A 17,452-nucleotide genomic window follows, 5' to 3' on the forward strand; every position below is an offset into this window, starting at 1 on the left:
ACCGTGGTCGATATTCACGGCTCGTGGTCAGGCCTCTCCCTCTTAGGCTGAACCCGTGGCTCAGAGCATTTACATCACGTCCGCAGAAGGCCATTCCGCGAAGTCGATCATCGCGCTCGGGGTGCTCGAGGCGTTCAGTCGCGTCGCGCCACGCATCGGTGTCTTCCGGCCGATCGCGCGGTCGACGGACGAGCGCGACTACGTGCTCGAGATGCTGCTCGACCATGACGGCGTCGACCTGGCGTACGACGAGTGCATCGGCGTCACCTACGACGACATGCGCCGCGACCCCGACGGTGCTCTCTCGCGCATCGTCGAGCGGTACAAGTCGGTCGAGGCCAAATGCGACGCCGTCGTCATCATGGGCAGCGACTACACGGATGTCGGCTCCCCGGCCGAGCTGAGCTACAACGGCCGCATCGCGGTGAACCTCGGGGCGCCGGTGCTGTTGGTCCTCGGCGGCCGCGCGGGCCAGGGCAGCGGCGAGAAGCTCGGATCCGCGCCGGCGCGCACTCCCGACGAGATGGGACAGATCGCATCGCTGGCCGTTTCGGAGCTGCGCGATGACCGCGCCGAGCTCTTCGCCGTCGTCGCCAACCGCGCGGATGGCGATCGTCTCGACGAGATCGTCGAGGCCGTGCGCGACGCCGTGCCGCAGAACGTCCCGGTGTGGGCTGTGCCGGAGGACCGTTTCCTCGTCTCACCGTCGGTGAGCACCGTCCTCGCCGCCGTCGAGGGCTCGCTCGTGAAGGGCGACGCCGATCTTCTCGGTCGCGAGGTGCTGGGCGTCGTCATCGGCGCGATGTCGATGGTCAACGTGCTGCCGCGCCTCAGCGAGCGATCGGTCGTGGTCATCCCCTCCGACCGCGCCGAGGTGCTCCTGGCGACGCTGCTCGCGCACGGATCGGGAACCTTCCCGTCGCTGTCCGCGATCGTCATCAACGGCGGCTTCCCGCTGCCCGAGGCCGTCGACCGGCTGATCGACGGCGTGGGCGAGACGTTGCCGATCATCGCGACCGATCTCGACACCTACGAGACCGCGGCGCGCATCATGGGCACCCGTGGCCGCCTCGCGGCCGATTCGCGTCGCCACTACGAGGCCGCTGCCGCCCTCTTCGAGCGGCACATCGACACCAACGAGCTCACCGAAGCGCTGGGGCTGGCCCGCTCGACCGTCGTGACGCCGCTGATGTTCGCGTACGGACTCGTCGAGCGCGCCCGCACCGATCGCCGCCGCATCGTCCTGCCCGAGGCCGACGATGACCGGGTGCTGCACGCGGCGTCGATCGTCCTGGCCCGCGGCATCGCCGACATCACCCTGCTGGGTGAAGAGATCGAGGTGCGCTCGCGCGCGCTCGAGCTGGGGCTCGACCTGCGGGGGGCCGAGATCCTGTCGCCCTTCGACGCCGTCCACGTCGACAAGTTCGCGCGCGAGTACGAGCGCCTCCGCGCGCACAAGGGGATGACGTACGGTCAGGCCGCCGACGCGGTCACCGACGTGTCGTACTTCGGAACGCTCATGGTCCACCTCGGACTGGCCGACGGCATGGTCTCGGGTGCAGCCCACACGACCGCGCACACCATCCGCCCGGCCTTCGAGATCATCAAGACCAAGCCGGGCGTCTCGGTCGTCTCGAGCGTCTTCCTGATGGCGCTCGCCGACCGTGTCCTCGTCTACGGCGACTGCGCCGTCATCCCCGACCCCACGAGCGAGCAGCTCGCCGACATCGCCGTCTCCTCGGCCGAGACGGCGCGTCAATTCGGCATCGAGCCCCGCGTGGCGATGCTGTCGTACTCGACGGGGGAGTCGGGTTCGGGCGCCGATGTCGACAAGGTGCGGGCGGCGACCGCCCTCGTCCGCGAGCGCGCCCCCGAGCTGCTCGTCGAGGGGCCCATCCAGTACGACGCCGCCACGGACGCGGCCGTCGCCGCGAAGAAGATGCCCGGGTCGTCCGTCGCCGGCAAGGCGACGGTGTTCGTCTTCCCCGATCTGAACACGGGCAACAACACCTACAAGGCCGTGCAGCGCTCGGCCGGAGCCGTGGCGATCGGTCCGGTGCTGCAGGGCCTGAACAAGCCGATCAACGACCTCTCCCGCGGAGCCCTCGTCGAAGACATCGTCAACACGATCGCCATCACGGCGATCCAGGCCCAGGGAGGGGCATCCGCATGAGCATCGTGCTCGTCATCAACAGCGGCTCGTCGTCGTTCAAGTACCAGTTGATCGACGCCGAGACCGGTATCCCTCATGCTTCGGGCCTCGTCGAGCGCATCGGGCAGGAGCAGGGCCGGGTCAAGCACACCGTGTTCTTCCCGCCGGCCGTTGCCGGTGAACCCGCCGTCACGGCGACTGATGCCACCTTCGAGCGCGAGCTGCCCATCGAGGACCACACCGCCGGGTTCCAGCTCATGCTCGACGCCTTCGCCGAGCACGGCCCGTCGCTGGAGCAGCATCCGCCCGTCGCCGTCGGCCACCGCGTCGTCCACGGCGGCGCGCGGTTCTTCGAGCCCACGCTGATCACGCCGCTGGTCGAGATCAACATCGATGAGCTCGCGGTGCTGGCGCCCCTGCACAACCCCGGCGCCCTGCAAGGCATCCGTGCGGCGAAGGCCGCCTTCGCCGACCTGCCGCACGTCGCGGTGTTCGACACCGCGTTCCATCAGACGATGCCGCCCGCCGCGTACACCTACGCGATCGACACGGCGCTCGCCGAGGCTCACCGTGTGCGCCGCTACGGCTTCCACGGCACCTCCCACAAGTTCGTCTCGGAGGCGGCCGCGGCGCACCTCGGACGCTCCCTTGCCGAGCTGCGGCAGATCGTGTTCCACCTGGGCAACGGTGCATCCGTCACGGCGATCGACGGCGGTCGCTCGGTCGACACGTCGATGGGGATGACGCCGCTGGAGGGCCTCGTCATGGGCACCCGCTCGGGTGACATCGACCCGGCCGTCATCTTCCACCTGGCCCGCCGCGCCGAGATGACCATCCCGCAGCTCGACGACCTCCTCAACAAGCGCAGCGGCATGCTCGGCCTCGCCGGGGTGTCCGACATGCGCGACATCGAGGACGGCGTCGCGCGCGGCGACGAGGCCGCCACCCTCGCGTTCGAGGTGTACGCGCACCGGCTGCGCGCCTATGCCGGCGCGTACCTCGCGGTGCTCGGCGGGGTCGACGTCATCTCGTTCACGGCGGGCGTGGGTGAGAACTCGCCCCAGGTGCGGGCCGCGGCCCTCGAGACGCTCAGGTTCGCCGGGGTCGAGATCGATGCCGCGCGCAACGAACAGCGCGGGCGCGGCATCCGACGGATCTCCACCGACACCTCGCGGGTCGAGGTCCTCGTCGTGCCGACGAACGAGGAGCTCGAGATCGCCCGACAGACCATCGCCGTGACGGTGTGACGCTCCGACTCATTACGCTGGTTCCGTGACCTCGGCTCAGCTTCCCGACCTGACCGCCTACGACGGCGTGCTGTTCGACCTCGACGGCGTGCTCACCCCGACCGCCGACGTGCACATGCACGCCTGGCAGACGATGTTCACCGAGCTGTTCACGGCCTGGGGCATCACCCCGGAGTACACCGCGGACGACTACTTCCGTCATCTCGACGGCAAGAAGCGCTACGACGGTGTCGCGAGCCTGCTGCGCTCGCGCGACGTCGAGGTGCCGTGGGGCGACCCGAGCGACGATCCGTCGGCCGACACCATCTGCGGCATCGGCAACCGCAAGAACGCCGTGTTCGAGCGAGTCCTGCGCTCCGAGGGCATCGCGCCGTATCCGGGATCGCTCGCCCTGGTCGACAAGCTCCAGGCGGCCGGGGTCCCCATCGCGGTCGTGTCGAGCTCGAAGAACGCTCGCGAGGTCCTCGCCGTCGCGGGCCTGCTCGAGCGATTCCCCGTCATCATGGACGGCGTCATCGCCGAGGAGCGTCACCTCCCCTCGAAGCCCGCGCCCGACGTCTTCCTCGAGGGTGCGCGCATGCTCGGCGTCGACCCGGCTCGTTCGGTGGCGATCGAAGACGCCCACTCGGGTGTCGAGTCGGCCGTCGCGGCAGGCTACGCTCTCGTGGTCGGCGTCGATCGCGGCGCCGGCGCCGACGCGCTCCGCGCACTCGGAGCCCATGTCGTCGTCGACGATCTCGACGCTTTCGTCTGACCACGTCAACACCCGCCCTCATCGCCCGCCTCCAGCGGCGGGGCCCGTTCTCCGGAAGGCCCTCATGATCGATCGCGATCGCTTCCCCGTCGACCCCTGGCGCCTCGTCGAGAAGAGGTTCTCCGTCGAGGACATCGGCGTGACCGAGACGCTGTTCGCCGTCGGCAACGGCTACCTCGGGTTGCGCGGCAACCACCCCGAGGGGCGGTACGCGCACGAGCACGGCACCTTCGTCAACGGGTTCCACGAGATCTTCCCGATCCGTCACGCCGAACAGGCCTTCGGCTTCGCCGAGGTGGGGCAGACGATCATCAACGCGCCCGACGCGAAGGTCCTGCGCGTCTACGTCGACGATGAGCCGCTCTCCCTCGACGTCGCCGACATCCGCGACTACGAGCGGGTGCTCGACATGCGCACCGGCGTGCTCACCCGCAAGCTCCTGTGGGTGACCCCGAGCGGCAAGGAGGTGCAGGTCGACTTCGAGCGCCTCGTCTCCTTCGAGCAGAGGCACCTGGCGATCATGCGCCTGACGATCACGGTGCTCAACTCCGACGCCCCGGTCTCGGTGAGCAGCCAGATCGTCAACCGTCAGGACGGCGAGGACGTCTACGGGGGCTCGGCTCCGGGCCGTGGCGGGGCCGGCTTCGATCCGCGCAAGACCGAGAAGATCGAGGAGCGCGTCCTGCAGCCCCAGGAGTACTGGCAGGACGAGGACGGCCGGTCGGTCCTGTCGTACAAGTCCACCAACTCGGGCATGACGGTGTCAGTCGTCGCCGACCACCTCGTCGAGACTGAGAACGAGTACTCCTCTCGTCGGCTCATCGAGCCCGACATCGCCAAGAACGTCTTCCGGGTGAACGCGCGGCAGGGCGTGCCCGTCACCGTCACCAAGCTCGTGAGCTACCACACGTCGCGAGGGGTGCCGGCGCGCGAGCTCGTCGAGCGGGGCCGTCGTGTGCTCGATCGCGTCCGCGAAGAGGGCGTCGAGGTGCAGTTCGAGCGGCAGGCGGCGTGGTGCGCCGACTTCTGGCGCCGCTCCGACGTCCGCATCGGCGGTCACGAGGATCTTCAGCAGGCGACGCGCTGGTGCCTGTTCCAGCTCGCGCAGGCGGCCGCTCGCGCCGACGGTCAGGGTGTGCCCGCCAAGGGCGTCACCGGCTCGGGCTACAGCGGCCACTACTTCTGGGACACCGAGGTCTATGTGCTGCCGTTCCTGGCGTACACGACGCCGCTGTGGGCCCGCAATGCCCTCCGGATGCGTTACCTCATGCTGCCCGCCGCGCGCCGCCGCGCCCGCCAGCTCAACGAAGCCGGCGCCCTGTTCCCGTGGCGCACGATCAACGGCGAAGAGGCATCGGCCTACTACGCCGCAGGCACCGCGCAGTACCACATCAACGCCGACGTGAGTTTCGCCCTCGCGAAGTACGTGCGCGCGACCGGTGACGTCGATTTCCTCTACCGCGAGGCGGTCGACATCGCGGTCGAGACAGCGCGGCTGTGGTCGACGCTGGGGTTCTGGCGATTCGGTGAGGACGGCGACGCCGAGTCGTTCCACATCCACGGCGTGACCGGACCCGACGAGTATACGACCGTCGTCAACGACAACCTCTTCACGAATGTGATGGCACGCTTCAACCTGCGCTTCGCGGCGCGCACCGTGCGCGACATGGCCGAAGAGGCGCCCGAGGCGTACCGTGCACTGATCGAGCGACTCGACCTCGACCCCGCGGAGGCCGACGGGTGGGAGCGGGCGGCCGAGGCGCTGCTCATCCCGTTCAGCGAGTCGCTGCGCATCCATCCGCAGGACGCGGTGTTCCTCGACCGCGAGGTGTGGGATCTCGAGAACACCCCCGACAGCCAGCGCCCGCTGCTGCTGCACTTCCACCCGCTCGTCATCTACCGCTACCAGGTGCTCAAGCAGGCCGACGTCGTGCTCGCACTCTTCCTCCAGGGGAACCACTTCACCGACGAGGAGAAGCTCGCCGATTTCGAGTACTACGACCCGCTCACGACCGGTGACTCGACCCTGTCGGGTGTCGTGCAGTCGATCCTCGCGGCCGAGGTCGGATACCAGGACCTTGCTCTGGAGTACTTCCTCGAGTCGATCTACGTCGACCTCGGCGACCTTCACAGCAACGCATCGGACGGCGTGCACGTCGCCTCCGCGGGTGGAGTGTGGACGGCTCTCGTGTCGGGCTTCGGCGGCATGCGCGACCACTACGGCGCCCTCAGCTTCGACCCGCGCCTGCCGCGCGACTGGCCGTCCCTGGAGTACACGCTGCACTGGCAGGGAACGCGCCTGGACATCACGCTGACGGCCGACGCGATGACGGTCGCTGCGGGTCCCGGAGACGCGGTCGAGTTCTCGGTGCGCGGCCGCGAGATGCGGGTCGCGGGAGGCGAGACGGTGCGCATTCCCCTCGCGGGGCAGGGACCGTTGCTGTCGGGCCGTCCGTCGCTGCGCCAGCTCGCGCAATCGCGGCGCGAGGACGGGTCGCTGCTGTCGGCCTCGATCCCCGACTCGACGGTCACGACGTCCATCCCGACGGTGACCACCGACGTGCCCGTCATCACCGGCGAAGTCCCGGTCGTCGAGGACTACGCGCAGTCGTTCGCCGACGAGCAGGTGCGCACCGACTCCTGACACCCGCCCGGGCGCTCCTCGCTTCGGGCGCGTCAGGCCCGCGCGACGGCCTCGCGCGGTCCGGCGGCCGAGAACGTCGCGTCGGTCATGATCGCCCGCACGGCGTCACGACCGGCGCGATTGGCTCCCACCGTCGACTGCGACGGGCCGTAACCGATGAGGAAGAGCCGCGGCTCGTCGATCGCGCGCCCGTTGGCGACCCGGATGCCGCCCGCGGCGGTGCGCAGGCCCAGGGTTGCCAGGTGCGGGATGTCGGCTCGGAAGCCCGTCGCCCACAGGATCGCGTCGGCACGTTCGAACCGGCCGTCGGGCATGCGCACACCGCCCGGCTCGATCCGCTCGAACATCGGATGCCGCACGAGCACGCCCCGCTGCTGCGCCGACTCCGCCCAGCGGTTCCAGTGCAGTCCGGTGACCGAGATGACGCTGCCGGGCGGGAGGCCACGCCGCACGCGCTCCTCGACTCCGGCGATCGCTGCGATGCGCGCGGCGGTGTCGAAGCCGCCGGCATCCCAGCGCAGTTCGTCGCGTGTCACCCAGAGAGTGTCGGCGACGCGCGAGATCTCATCGAGCAGCTGGATGGCCGAGATGCCGGCCCCGACGATGATGACGCGCTGCCCGGCGAAGTTGCCGGCCGAGACGTAGTCGTGCACGTGCAACTGCCGCCCGGTGAACGTCTCGGCGCCGGGGTAGTGCGGCCAGAACGGACGTCGCCACGTGCCCGTCGCGTTGATCACCCATCGCGTCGACCAGACACCGGTGTCGGTGACCACCCGCAGGCGTCCGCGCGGGTCGGCGTCTTCGCGTTCGACGCGGTGGACCTCGACGGGACGGCGGACCCGGAGGTCGAAGCGGCGCTCGTACTCGTCGAAGTAGGCGGGCAGAACGGCACGTGCCGGAGCGCGTGGATCGGCCGGCGGCACGGCGAAGCCGGGAAGCTCGTGGATGCCGTTGACGGTCTCCATCCGCAGCGACTCCCAGCGATGCTGCCAGGCCCCGCCCGGAGCGGACTCGGCGTCGAGGACGACGAACGACCGGCCGGATGCCTGGGAGAGGATGTCGCCGGGCGCGGCCGGGACGAACCCGCGCCGCCGCAGATGGTATGCCGCCGACAGCCCCGCCTGCCCGGCGCCGATGACGACGACGTCGACGTGTGCGGCTTCCATGCCCCGTGCAACCGCACACGGGCACGCGCTGTTCCCGCCGTGTGGATGCCGACAGGGCCGGTGTCAGCGGTACGCCGTAGTCTGTCTGGGTGACCACCGCCCTCTACCGCCGCTACCGTCCCGAAGCGTTCGGCGAGATGATCGGCCAGTCGCAGGTGACCGAACCCCTGATGACGGCGCTCCGCTCCGACCGCGTCGGTCACGCGTATCTCTTCTCGGGTCCCCGCGGCTGCGGCAAGACCACCTCGGCCCGCATCCTCGCCCGCTGCCTCAACTGCGCGCAAGGACCCACCGACACCCCGTGCGGCACGTGCGACAGCTGCGTCGAGCTCAGCCGCGGCGGAGGTGGCTCGCTCGACGTCGTCGAGATCGACGCCGCCTCGCACAATGGTGTCGACGACGCCCGCGACCTCCGCGAGCGCGCGGTCTTCGCCCCGGCTCGCGACCGCTTCAAGATCTTCATCCTCGACGAGGCCCACATGGTCACGGCACAGGGCTTCAACGCCCTGCTGAAGCTCGTCGAAGAACCTCCCGCGCACGTCAAGTTCATCTTCGCGACGACCGAGCCCGAGAAGGTCATCGGCACGATCCGCTCGCGTACGCATCACTACCCGTTCCGCCTGGTCGCACCCGCCGCGATGCTCGAGTACGTCGAGCAGCTCTGCGCTCAGGAGGGCGTGCAGGTCGAGGCCGGCGTGCTGCCGCTCGTCGTGCGGGCCGGGGGAGGGTCGCCGCGTGACACGCTCTCGCTGCTCGACCAGCTGATCGCCGGCTCCGACGACGGTGCGGTCGCCTACGAACGCGCCGTCGCACTGCTCGGCTACACCCACGCGGAGCTGCTCGACGAGGTCGTCGGGGCGTTCGGCGCCGTCGACGCTGCCGCAGCCTTCGCCGCGGTCGACCGCGTCATCCAGACGGGTCAAGATCCGCGCCGGTTCGTCGACGACCTGCTCGAGCGCCTGCGGGATCTCATCATCGTGTCGGCGACCGGGCAGGGTGCGTCGGCCGTGCTGCGCGGAGTGTCGGCAGAAGAGCTCGAACGGATGGCGCGGCAGGCGTCGCTCTTCGGCACCGACCGTCTCTCGCGAACAGCCGATCTCGTCGTGACCGCCCTCGACGAGATGTCGGGCGCCACATCGCCGCGGCTGCAGCTCGAACTGCTGGTGGCGCGCGTGCTCGCCGCGGCCCAGCACAGCGTCCCGGCAGCCGACCAGGCCCCGGTCGCCGCCGCTCCCGCATCGCACGTGTCATCGCCCGCGTCCGCTCCCGCAGCCCCGGCACGCATCGTGACCCCGGCCCCCGCCGTGGCCCCCGCCCCGGCTCCGGTGGCCGCACCCGCCCAGACGGACCGCCCCGCTCCCGCACCGACCGCTGCGACGCCGTCGGCTGCCCCCACGAGCTCCGGCCCGACATCCGCGGGCGGCGGCGCGGCCGCAGCCCCGGCAGAACCACGCGACCCGTCTACCGTCACGCTCGCGCAGATGCGCGACTCCTGGCCCGAGGTGCTGCAGCGCCTCGAGTCCATCAGCCGCACCTCGTGGATGATCGCCTCCGTGGCATCGCCCGTGGCGTTCTCCGAGACCGGCGTGCTCACACTGTCGTTCCAGAGCCACTCCGACGTGCTGCAGTTCAAGAAGCTCAACGCCGGAAAGGGCCCGAGCGAAGACCTGCGCAGCGCGATCCTGGGTGTGCTCGGCGTTCGGGTCAAGTACGTCGCCCGCCACGACTCGGATCCCGGCGGCGGACCGGCGCCCGGCGGGCCCACGCCGCCGCCCGGCGGGCAGCCCGGTGGCGAGCCCCGACGGCAGCCCTCCGGGGATCAGCGTCAGCCTGGAGAGCCCGCATCGTCGCCGTCCTCGGGCGGGCAGCGCGCCGCCAGCGCCCCCTCGGCCCCGGCGGGCGCTCGTCCGACCGCTCCCGGGGCTGCGCCCGGTTCCTCCTCCTACGCCGCCCCCGTGACGGAATGGGCGGTGGCGCCGATCCCGCAGGGCGACCCGGCGCCGCAGTTCGCGGTGGACGACGAGCCCGAGGAGGCCGTTGCCGCCCCGGTCCGCACGCTCACGATCCCGCACGACGGCGATGTCGACCCGTACCCCGAGCCGCTGCCGCCCATCGACGAGGAAGACCGCGACTACCCGCCGCCCCCCATCGACGACGACGCGCCTCTGCCGCCGCGCGGGCCGGTCGCCGTCGAACGGCCTGCGGTTGCGCCCGCCGCCGACCGCGTCGGCTCCGGTCCCGATCGCACCGCCGCTGCGGCGGCACCCGCGCCGACGAACGGCCGCGCGAACGCAGCACCCGCTCGGGGCGGGATCGAGCGCTACGGCGAGGCAGTGGTCCGCCAGATCCTCGGGGCCACCTTCGTCCGAGAAGAACCCTTCAGCTCACCCACGAGATTCGGCTAAGCCATGTACGACGGCATCGTCCAGGACCTGATCGACGAGTTCGGCCGCCTGCCCGGCATCGGGCCGAAGTCGGCGCAGCGCATCGCGTTCCACATCCTGCAGACCCCGACCTTCGACGTCTCCAAGCTCTCGCACCTGCTCGGCGAGCTGCGCGAGCGCGTGCGCTTCTGCGAGGTCTGCGGCAACGTCTCCGAGCACGACCGCTGCGCGATCTGCCGCGACCCGCGGCGTGACGGCACCTTCATCTGCGTCGTCGAAGACGCCAAGGACGTCGCCGCCATCGAGCGCACGCGCGAGTTCCGGGGTCTGTACCACGTGCTCGGCGGCGCGATCAGTCCGATCGGCGGCATCGGCCCCGACGACCTCCGTATCGCTCAGCTGATGCAGCGTCTTGCCGATGGCACCGTACAGGAGGTCATCCTGGCCACGAACCCGAACCTCGAGGGCGAGGCGACCGCGACCTATCTCAGTCGCCTTCTGACGACCCTCGAGATCCGGGTGACGCGGCTGGCGTCCGGTCTCCCCGTCGGCGGCGACCTCGAGTACGCCGATGAGGTCACACTCGGCCGCGCGTTCGAAGGGCGCCGCCAGCTCTGACGGCGCCCTCGGACGGCCTCAGGCAGGGTCGTCCGCGAGGCCGACGACGTCGAGCAGCCAAGCGAGCTCGAACGCGCGCTCGTGCCAGGAGTTGTACCGCCCGCTCACGCCGCCGTGGCCGGCGACCATCTCGCACTTCAGAAGCGCGTCCACCCCGACTTCGCGCAGACGCGCGACCCATTTCGCGGGTTCGACGTACATGACACGCGTGTCGTTGAGCGAAGTGACCGCGAGGATCCGGGGGTAGGCCACGCCCTCGCGGACGTTCTCGTACGGCGAGTACGACTTCATGTACGCGTAGACCTCGGGGTCGTGGAGGGGGTCGCCCCATTCATCCCACTCGATGACCGTCAGCGGCAGCGAGGGGTCGAGGATCGTCGTGAGCGCGTCGACGAACGGCACCGCGGCGAGGACTCCCGCGAACAGCTCGGGGGCGAGGTTCGTGACGGCGCCCATGAGGAGCCCGCCGGCCGATCCGCCCTCGGCGGTCATGCGCTCGGGAGAGGTGTAGCCGCTCTCGACGAGGTGGCGCGCGACGGCGACGAAGTCGGTGAAAGTGTTGCGCTTGTGCAGCAGCTTCCCGTCCTCGTACCACTGCCGGCCCATCTCTCCGCCGCCTCGCACATGGGCGACGGCGAACACGACGCCCCGGTCGAGGAGCGACAGGCGCGCCACCGACATCGCGGGGTCGATCGAGTGCTCGTACGAGCCGTAGCCGTACAGGTGCAGCGCGCGGGACCGGTCGTCCGCGCCCGGGTCGCCGAACGAGCGCTTCCACACGATCGAGACCGGAACGCGGGTGCCGTCGTCCGCAGCCGCCCAGACCCGGCGCTGCTCGTAGTCGGCGGGGTCGTAGCCCCCGAGCACCGGCTGGCGCTTACGCAGCAGCAGCTCGCCGGTCGCGACGACGTAGTCGTACACGGTGCCCGGCGTGACGAACGACCCGTAGCCGAGGCGGAGCACGGGGGGAGCCCATTCGGGATTGCCGCCCGACCCCACGGTGTACAGCGGCTCGTCGAACTCGAGCTCGGTGACCGAGCCCGAGCCGTAGTCGAAGATGCCGAGGCGCTGCAGCCCGTCGCGCCGGTAGCCGAGCAGCGCCCAATCGCGGAACGTCGAGAGGCCCTCCAGGCGACGGCCGGGCTCATGAGGCAGCACGACCTCACGCGGGCCCGTCGGATCGTCCGCAGCGACCCGGACGAGCTCGAAGTCGAGTGCGTCGTCGTTGTGCAGGATGTAGAGCACGTCCTGGCCGGACACGATCGCGTGGGAGACCGAGTACTCGACGCCCTCGCGGCGCGGCCACACCGAACGCGGCTCCGCGCGGAGATCGTCGGCCGGCACCAGGAACTCCTCGCTCGTGATCGAGGAGCCGACCTCGATCACGAGATACCGGTCGCTGCGGGTGAAGCCCGCTCCCACCCAGTACCGCTCGTCGGGCTCGTGAAAGAGACGCTCGTCGGTGGCCGTGTCGGTGCCGATCTCGTGCAGCCAGACTGAATCCGGCCGCCATGCGTCGTCGACGGTGGAGTAGACGACGAAGCGTCCGTCCGGAGACAGCGACGCCCCGGCGAAGGTGCCGCTGATCTCGTCGGCGAGGTTCTCGCCGGTGGCGATGTCGCGCAGACGCAGCGTGTACCGCTCGTCGCCCTCGGTGTCGACGCCGTACAGCAGGAGCGTCCCGTCGGCCGAGACCTCGAAGCTCCCGAGCGAGAAGAACTCCGCGCCTTCCGCCTCGACGTTGCCGTCGAGCAGCACCTGCTCGCCGGGCACGTCGACGCCGGGCTCGAGCTGCGGGGGTGTCCAGTCGTCGGGCGACGCCAGGGGAGCGCGGCAATGGATGCCGTACTGGCTGCCCTCGACGGTGCGGCTGTAGTACCACCACTGGCCCCGGCGACTCGGAACCGACAGATCGGTCTCGAGCGTTCGCCCCTTGATCTCCTCAAAGATGCGCTCGCGGAGCCCGCCCAGGTGCGCCGTACGGGCATCGGTGTAGGCGTTCTCGGCCTCGAGGTGGGCGATCACCTCGGAGTCGTCCTTCGTGCGCAGCCATTCGTAACGGTCGACGAACTCATCGCCGTGGTGGGTGCGGCGGTGCTCGCGGACGGCCGCGACAGGGGCCTCAGGAGCGTCGGACGGGCGGGGGGTGAGGATGTCGGGGGTATCGGTCACCGTTCCACGCTAGTGCTGCGCCCGCCTGATCCGGCCGCTCGGATTCACGGTGAGGGCGATGGTGTGGCAGGATTCGATGGTCCGGTTGCCGGACCCTGAACAGACGGTGAACTCTTCGTTCGCGCCCGCCGCTGCCGCGGCATCCCGATCCGTACTCGAGGACCCGTGTTCGCGGGCCCGCACGCACAGAGAGCGCACAGTGGAGACCGCTGTACTCATTCTTCTGCTGGTCATCGGACTGGCACTCTTCTTCGACTTCACCAACGGCTTCCACGACACCGCGAACGCGATGGCGACGCCGATCGCGACGGGGGCTCTCAAACCCAAAGTCGCCGTCCTGTTGGCCGCGGGCCTGAACCTCGTCGGCGCCTTCCTGTCCACCGAGGTCGCCAAGACGGTCTCGCACGGCATCATCCACGAGGAACAGCTCGCAGCGACCGCGCTGCTGCCGTTGATCTTCGCGGGGTTGATCGGCGCCATCACGTGGAACATGCTGACGTGGCTGCTCGGCCTCCCGTCGAGCTCGTCGCACGCGCTGTTCGGCGGCCTCATCGGTGCGACACTCGTGGGAGTCGGCGCCATGGCGATCGACTTCGGCGTCGTGCTGAGCAAGATCATCCTCCCGGCGCTGATCGCGCCCGTGACGGCCGGCCTCATCGCCTTCACCGTCACGAAGGTCGCCTACGCCATGACCCGTCGTCACGATGGCAAGCCCGACGGCCGTGACGGCTTCCGCTGGGGTCAGATCTTCACCTCGTCGCTCGTCGCGCTCGCGCACGGCACCAACGACGCACAGAAGACGATGGGCGTCATCACGCTCGCGTTGATCGCCGCCGGCTGGCAGAGCGCCGAGCACGCCGAGCCCCAGCTGTGGGTGATCGTGGCGTGCGCCGTCACGATCGCGCTCGGCACCTACATGGGCGGATGGCGCATCATCCGCACCCTGGGCAAGGGACTCACCGACGTCAAGCCCGCGCAGGGCTTCTCAGCCGAGGCGTCGACGGCGTCGACCATCCTCGCCTCGAGCGCTCTCGGCTTCGCCCTGTCGACCACGCAGGTCGCATCGGGATCGGTCATCGGCTCGGGGCTCGGACGCCGCGGTTCGACGGTCCGCTGGCGCACGGTCGGCCGCATCGCGATCGGCTGGCTGCTGACCCTCCCCGCCTCCGGCGCCGTGGGGGCCCTGGCCGCCCTGCTCGTCGTGTGGCTCGGCCCGACGGGGATCGTCATCGATGCGATCGCCGCCGTCGCGATCGTCCTCGCCCTGTTCCTCCGGTCCCGCCGGAACGAGGTGCACGCGGGCAACGCGATGAGCGAGGTCGCCGATTCCGGTCATGCCGTCGACGTTCCCGCAGATCCGCCGCCCACGCGCCGGCAGCGCCGGGCCCGCGCGGCGGCGGCAGCGGCGAGTCCGGCACCCGAGCAGACGGAGGGCGAGCGATGAACGTCTCGATCGACTGGTTCGCCTTCGTGCAGGTGTTCGCGGCGGCCATCACCGGCGCGGTTCTCGTCGTCGGGTTCTACGCCCTGGGTCTTCGGATGCTGGTGCGCGCGGGCCGGGTGCCGGTGGTCACTCCCGCGGAGTTCACCGACGCGATCGCCGTCATCAGCGAGAAGCAGGCCCGACGGCACGCGAAAGCGGCGGCGAAGGCGGCGAAGAAGAACCCGCTGACGGCGGGGCAGAAGCGGATCGCGCTCGTGACCGCTTACGCCGCCTTCGCCTTCTGCGCACTCGCCGTCCTCGGCGGGATCATCCTCATCGTGGCGGGGCGGTAGGACCCCCGGCATAGGCTGTGGCCATGAGCTCAGCAACGCCGTCGGACGGCCCGGTGCGGGCCCGCGACCGAGCGGCATCCGTGCGGTTCGGTCAGCACGAGCCCGCCCATCATGTCCTGGTCCATCTGAGCGACACGCATCTTCTTGCGGGCGGCGCGGCTCTCGCCGGACGCTACGACGTCGAGGCGAACCTCGATGCCACGCTCGCGGCCGTCGAGCGCACCGGCGTCCGTGCCGACGCGTTGGTGTTCACGGGCGATCTCACCGATCTCGGTGAGCCGGACGCCTATCGCCGCCTCCGCGACGCGGTCGAGCCGGTGGCCGAGCGGCTGGATGCGCCCATCGTCTGGGTGGCAGGCAACCACGACGAGCGCGAGGCGATGCGGGTGGGACTGTTCGGCGGCGCGCCGACACGGGAACCGCTGACCGGGGTCTGGGATCTTGCGGGGCTGCGCCTGATCGCCCTCGACTCCACGGTGCCGGGCTGGCACCACGGCGACATCGACGCCGATCAGCGCGACTGGCTGAGCGAGACGCTCGCCGAGCCTGCGCCGCACGGGACGATCCTCGCGATGCATCATCCGCCGCTTCCGAGTCATGTGCCCTTCTTCGACATCCTCGAGCTGCGCGACCAGGACGCCCTGGCTCAGGCGATCGCGGGCACCGACGTGCGCGGTATCCTCGCCGGCCACCTGCACTACTCGACCTCGGGGACGTTCGCCGGCGTCCCCGTCTCCGTCGCGTCGGCGACCTGCTACACGATGAACCTCCAGCGCCCGCCGCAGGCGGTGAACGGAATGGACGCCGGCCAGGCGTTCCAGCTCGTGCACGTCTACGACGATGTCATCACCCACACCGTCGTGCCCGTCGTCGAGGCGCCGACGGGCGACTACTTCTCCGCCGAGTGGATTGCCGAGATGGCGCGATTGTCGCCGCAGGAGCGTCTCGAGGCGTTTTCGCGCAAGCGCTGACTAGGCTGGGAGCGTCCCTCCCATCGCCGTGAGACCCACAAGGACCCGTGCATGATGTCGTCCCCTTCCGCCACCCGCACCGAGACCGATTCGCTCGGCTCGCTCGAGATCCCCGCCGACGCCTACTGGGGCGTTCACACTGCGCGCGCACTCGAGAACTTCCCGATCTCGCAGCGGCCGATCTTCGTCTATCGTGACCTCGTCCGGGCGCTCGCGATGGTCAAGCAGGCCTCTGCCCGCGCGAACCGCGAGATCGGAGTGCTCGACGCCGAGCGCGCCGACCTGATCGATCGTGCTTCGCAGCTCGTCATCGACGGCGAGTACCACGACCAGTTCGTCGTCGGCGTGGTGCAGGGCGGTGCGGGCACGTCGACGAACATGAATGCCAACGAGGTCATCACCAACATCGCCCTCGAGCTCGCGGGCCGCCCCAAGGGCGACTACGACTTCCTCTCGCCGATCGATCACACCAACCGCAGCCAGTCGACCAACGACGTCTACCCGACGGCCATCAAGGTCGGTCTCGCCCTCGACCTGCAGGGGCTCCTCGACGAGCTTGCGCTGCTGCGCGAGTCGTTCCTGGCGAAGGCCGTCGAGTTCCACGACGTCCTCAAGGTCGGGCGCACGCAGCTCCAGGACGCCGTGCCGATGACGCTCGGGCAGGAGTTCCACGGTTTCGCCACGACACTGGGGGAGGACCACTCGCGTCTCGGCGAGAACGCGTCGCTCCTCTACGAGATCAACATGGGTGCGACGGCGATCGGCACCGGCATCACGACGCACCCCGAGTACCGTCCCGCGGTCGTCCGCCACCTGCGCGAGATCACCGGCCTCGACCTGTCGAGCGCCGTCGACCTCGTCGAGTCGACGAGCGACACGGGGGCGTTCATGTCGTTCTCGTCATCGCTCAAGCGCAACGCCATCAAGCTGTCGAAGATCAGCAACGACCTCCGCCTGCTCTCGAGCGGGCCCCAGGCAGGTTTCGGCGAGATCAACCTCCCGGCGCGGCAGGCGGGGTCGAGCATCATGCCCGGCAAGGTGAACCCGGTGATCCCCGAGGTCGTCAACCAGGTCGCGTTCGCCGTCGCGGGCGCCGATCTGACGGTGACGATGGCGGTCGAAGGCGGGCAGCTGCAGCTGAACGCGTTCGAGCCGATCATCGCGCACTCGATCTTCCAGTCGATCACCTGGATGCGGCGGGCCATGCGCACGCTGCGGGTCAACTGCATCGACGGCATCACCGCGAACCGTGAGCGACTGGGTGCCATGGTCGGCTCGTCGGTCGGTGTCGTGACAGCGCTCACCCCGTTCATCGGCTACGCGGCGGCGGCGGCCCTCGCCAAGACCGCGCTGCTGACCCACCGCAACGTGGGCGACCTGGTCGTGGAGGCCGGTCTGATGTCGCGCGCGGAGGTCGACAAGCAGCTCTCGCCGGCGCGCCTCTCCGGCCTGCAGGCGGTCACAGCGGCCATTCCGATCGTGCTCGCCGACGCCGAGGAGAGCGTGTCGGGCTGATCAGGCTTTGTGCCGCGAGGCCCGCTCTCGCTAACGTCGAGGCTGTTCATCGC

The 17,452-nt window shown here is 70.1% G+C and carries 12 protein-coding genes; 10 read left to right on the forward strand and 2 right to left on the reverse strand.

Annotated elements, in window-relative coordinates:
* Window positions 1-55: 55 nt before the first annotated feature.
* From pta to QUC20_RS04715, 4 genes are all read left to right on the forward strand, one after another.
* Window positions 56-2,173, forward strand: coding sequence for a phosphate acetyltransferase (pta, locus tag QUC20_RS04700; RefSeq protein ID WP_120263152.1), 2,118 nt, complete (start codon window positions 56-58; stop codon window positions 2,171-2,173).
* On the forward strand, window positions 2,170-3,399 hold the full coding sequence (locus QUC20_RS04705; protein ID WP_289331093.1) for an acetate/propionate family kinase: 1,230 nt from the start codon (window positions 2,170-2,172) through the stop codon (window positions 3,397-3,399). Before pta ends, QUC20_RS04705 begins: the two co-directional genes overlap by 4 nt.
* A gap of 25 nt (window positions 3,400-3,424) precedes the next feature.
* Window positions 3,425-4,153 carry an HAD family hydrolase gene (locus tag QUC20_RS04710; RefSeq protein ID WP_120263150.1) on the forward strand — a complete coding sequence of 243 codons (729 nt, stop codon included), beginning with the start codon at window positions 3,425-3,427 and terminating at the stop codon, window positions 4,151-4,153.
* A 64-nt stretch (window positions 4,154-4,217) separates the two neighbouring features.
* On the forward strand, window positions 4,218-6,797 hold the full coding sequence (locus tag QUC20_RS04715) for a glycoside hydrolase family 65 protein (RefSeq protein ID WP_120263149.1): 2,580 nt from the start codon (window positions 4,218-4,220) through the stop codon (window positions 6,795-6,797).
* Window positions 6,798-6,829: 32 nt separating this feature from the next.
* On the opposite strand, the gene QUC20_RS04720 is transcribed toward QUC20_RS04715, so the two are convergent.
* Window positions 6,830-7,963 (reverse strand): NAD(P)-binding domain-containing protein, encoded by a 1,134-nt coding sequence (locus tag QUC20_RS04720; protein ID WP_289331094.1) that lies wholly within the window; start codon window positions 7,961-7,963, stop codon window positions 6,830-6,832.
* 89 nt (window positions 7,964-8,052) lie between these two features.
* Between QUC20_RS04720 and QUC20_RS04725 the strand changes: the two genes are divergently transcribed.
* Together QUC20_RS04725 and recR are read left to right on the forward strand one after the other, a co-directional pair.
* Window positions 8,053-10,368 (forward strand): DNA polymerase III subunit gamma and tau, encoded by a 2,316-nt coding sequence (locus QUC20_RS04725; RefSeq protein ID WP_289331095.1) that lies wholly within the window; start codon window positions 8,053-8,055, stop codon window positions 10,366-10,368.
* Between the two features lie 3 nt (window positions 10,369-10,371).
* Window positions 10,372-10,965 (forward strand): recombination mediator RecR, encoded by a 594-nt coding sequence (recR, locus tag QUC20_RS04730; protein WP_120263146.1) that lies wholly within the window; start codon window positions 10,372-10,374, stop codon window positions 10,963-10,965.
* A gap of 18 nt (window positions 10,966-10,983) precedes the next feature.
* On the opposite strand, the gene QUC20_RS04735 is transcribed toward recR, so the two are convergent.
* On the reverse strand, window positions 10,984-13,137 hold the full coding sequence (locus tag QUC20_RS04735) for a S9 family peptidase (protein WP_289331096.1): 2,154 nt from the start codon (window positions 13,135-13,137) through the stop codon (window positions 10,984-10,986).
* A gap of 199 nt (window positions 13,138-13,336) precedes the next feature.
* Here QUC20_RS04735 and QUC20_RS04740 point away from each other — a divergent pair, with 199 nt between their 5' ends.
* From QUC20_RS04740 to QUC20_RS04755, 4 genes are read left to right on the forward strand one after another with little or no spacing between them, the layout of a single operon-like run.
* On the forward strand, window positions 13,337-14,581 hold the full coding sequence (locus QUC20_RS04740) for an inorganic phosphate transporter (protein ID WP_289331097.1): 1,245 nt from the start codon (window positions 13,337-13,339) through the stop codon (window positions 14,579-14,581).
* Window positions 14,578-14,913, forward strand: a complete 336-nt coding sequence (locus QUC20_RS04745; RefSeq protein WP_120263144.1) for a peptidase — start codon at window positions 14,578-14,580, stop codon at window positions 14,911-14,913. Before QUC20_RS04740 ends, QUC20_RS04745 begins: the two co-directional genes overlap by 4 nt.
* Window positions 14,914-14,936: 23 nt before the next feature.
* The gene (locus QUC20_RS04750) at window positions 14,937-15,884 is read left to right on the forward strand and encodes a phosphodiesterase (RefSeq protein ID WP_289331098.1); all 948 of its coding nucleotides are present in this window, start codon (window positions 14,937-14,939) and stop codon (window positions 15,882-15,884) included.
* Window positions 15,885-15,938: 54 nt separating this feature from the next.
* Window positions 15,939-17,399, forward strand: a complete 1,461-nt coding sequence (locus QUC20_RS04755; RefSeq protein ID WP_120264363.1) for an aspartate ammonia-lyase — start codon at window positions 15,939-15,941, stop codon at window positions 17,397-17,399.
* Window positions 17,400-17,452 lie beyond the last annotated feature (53 nt).

Origin of the sequence: Microbacterium arborescens, from assembly GCF_030369635.1 — a bacterium.
In the GTDB taxonomy this organism is placed as follows: Bacteria; Actinomycetota; Actinomycetes; order Actinomycetales; family Microbacteriaceae; genus Microbacterium.

What these genes read in the sequence shown, in the direction of transcription:
- QUC20_RS04705 (WP_289331093.1), top strand. Translation starts at nt 2,170, where the DNA reads ATGAGCATCGTGCTCGTCATCAACAGCGGCTCGTCGTCGTTCAAGTAC.
- recR (WP_120263146.1), top strand. Translation starts at nt 10,372, where the DNA reads ATGTACGACGGCATCGTCCAGGACCTGATCGACGAGTTCGGCCGCCTG.
- QUC20_RS04720 (WP_289331094.1), bottom strand. Translation starts at nt 7,963, where the DNA reads ATGGAAGCCGCACACGTCGACGTCGTCGTCATCGGCGCCGGGCAGGCG.
- QUC20_RS04750 (WP_289331098.1), top strand. Translation starts at nt 14,937, where the DNA reads ATGAGCTCAGCAACGCCGTCGGACGGCCCGGTGCGGGCCCGCGACCGA.
- QUC20_RS04745 (WP_120263144.1), top strand. Translation starts at nt 14,578, where the DNA reads ATGAACGTCTCGATCGACTGGTTCGCCTTCGTGCAGGTGTTCGCGGCG.
- QUC20_RS04715 (WP_120263149.1), top strand. Translation starts at nt 4,218, where the DNA reads ATGATCGATCGCGATCGCTTCCCCGTCGACCCCTGGCGCCTCGTCGAG.
- QUC20_RS04755 (WP_120264363.1), top strand. Translation starts at nt 15,939, where the DNA reads ATGTCGTCCCCTTCCGCCACCCGCACCGAGACCGATTCGCTCGGCTCG.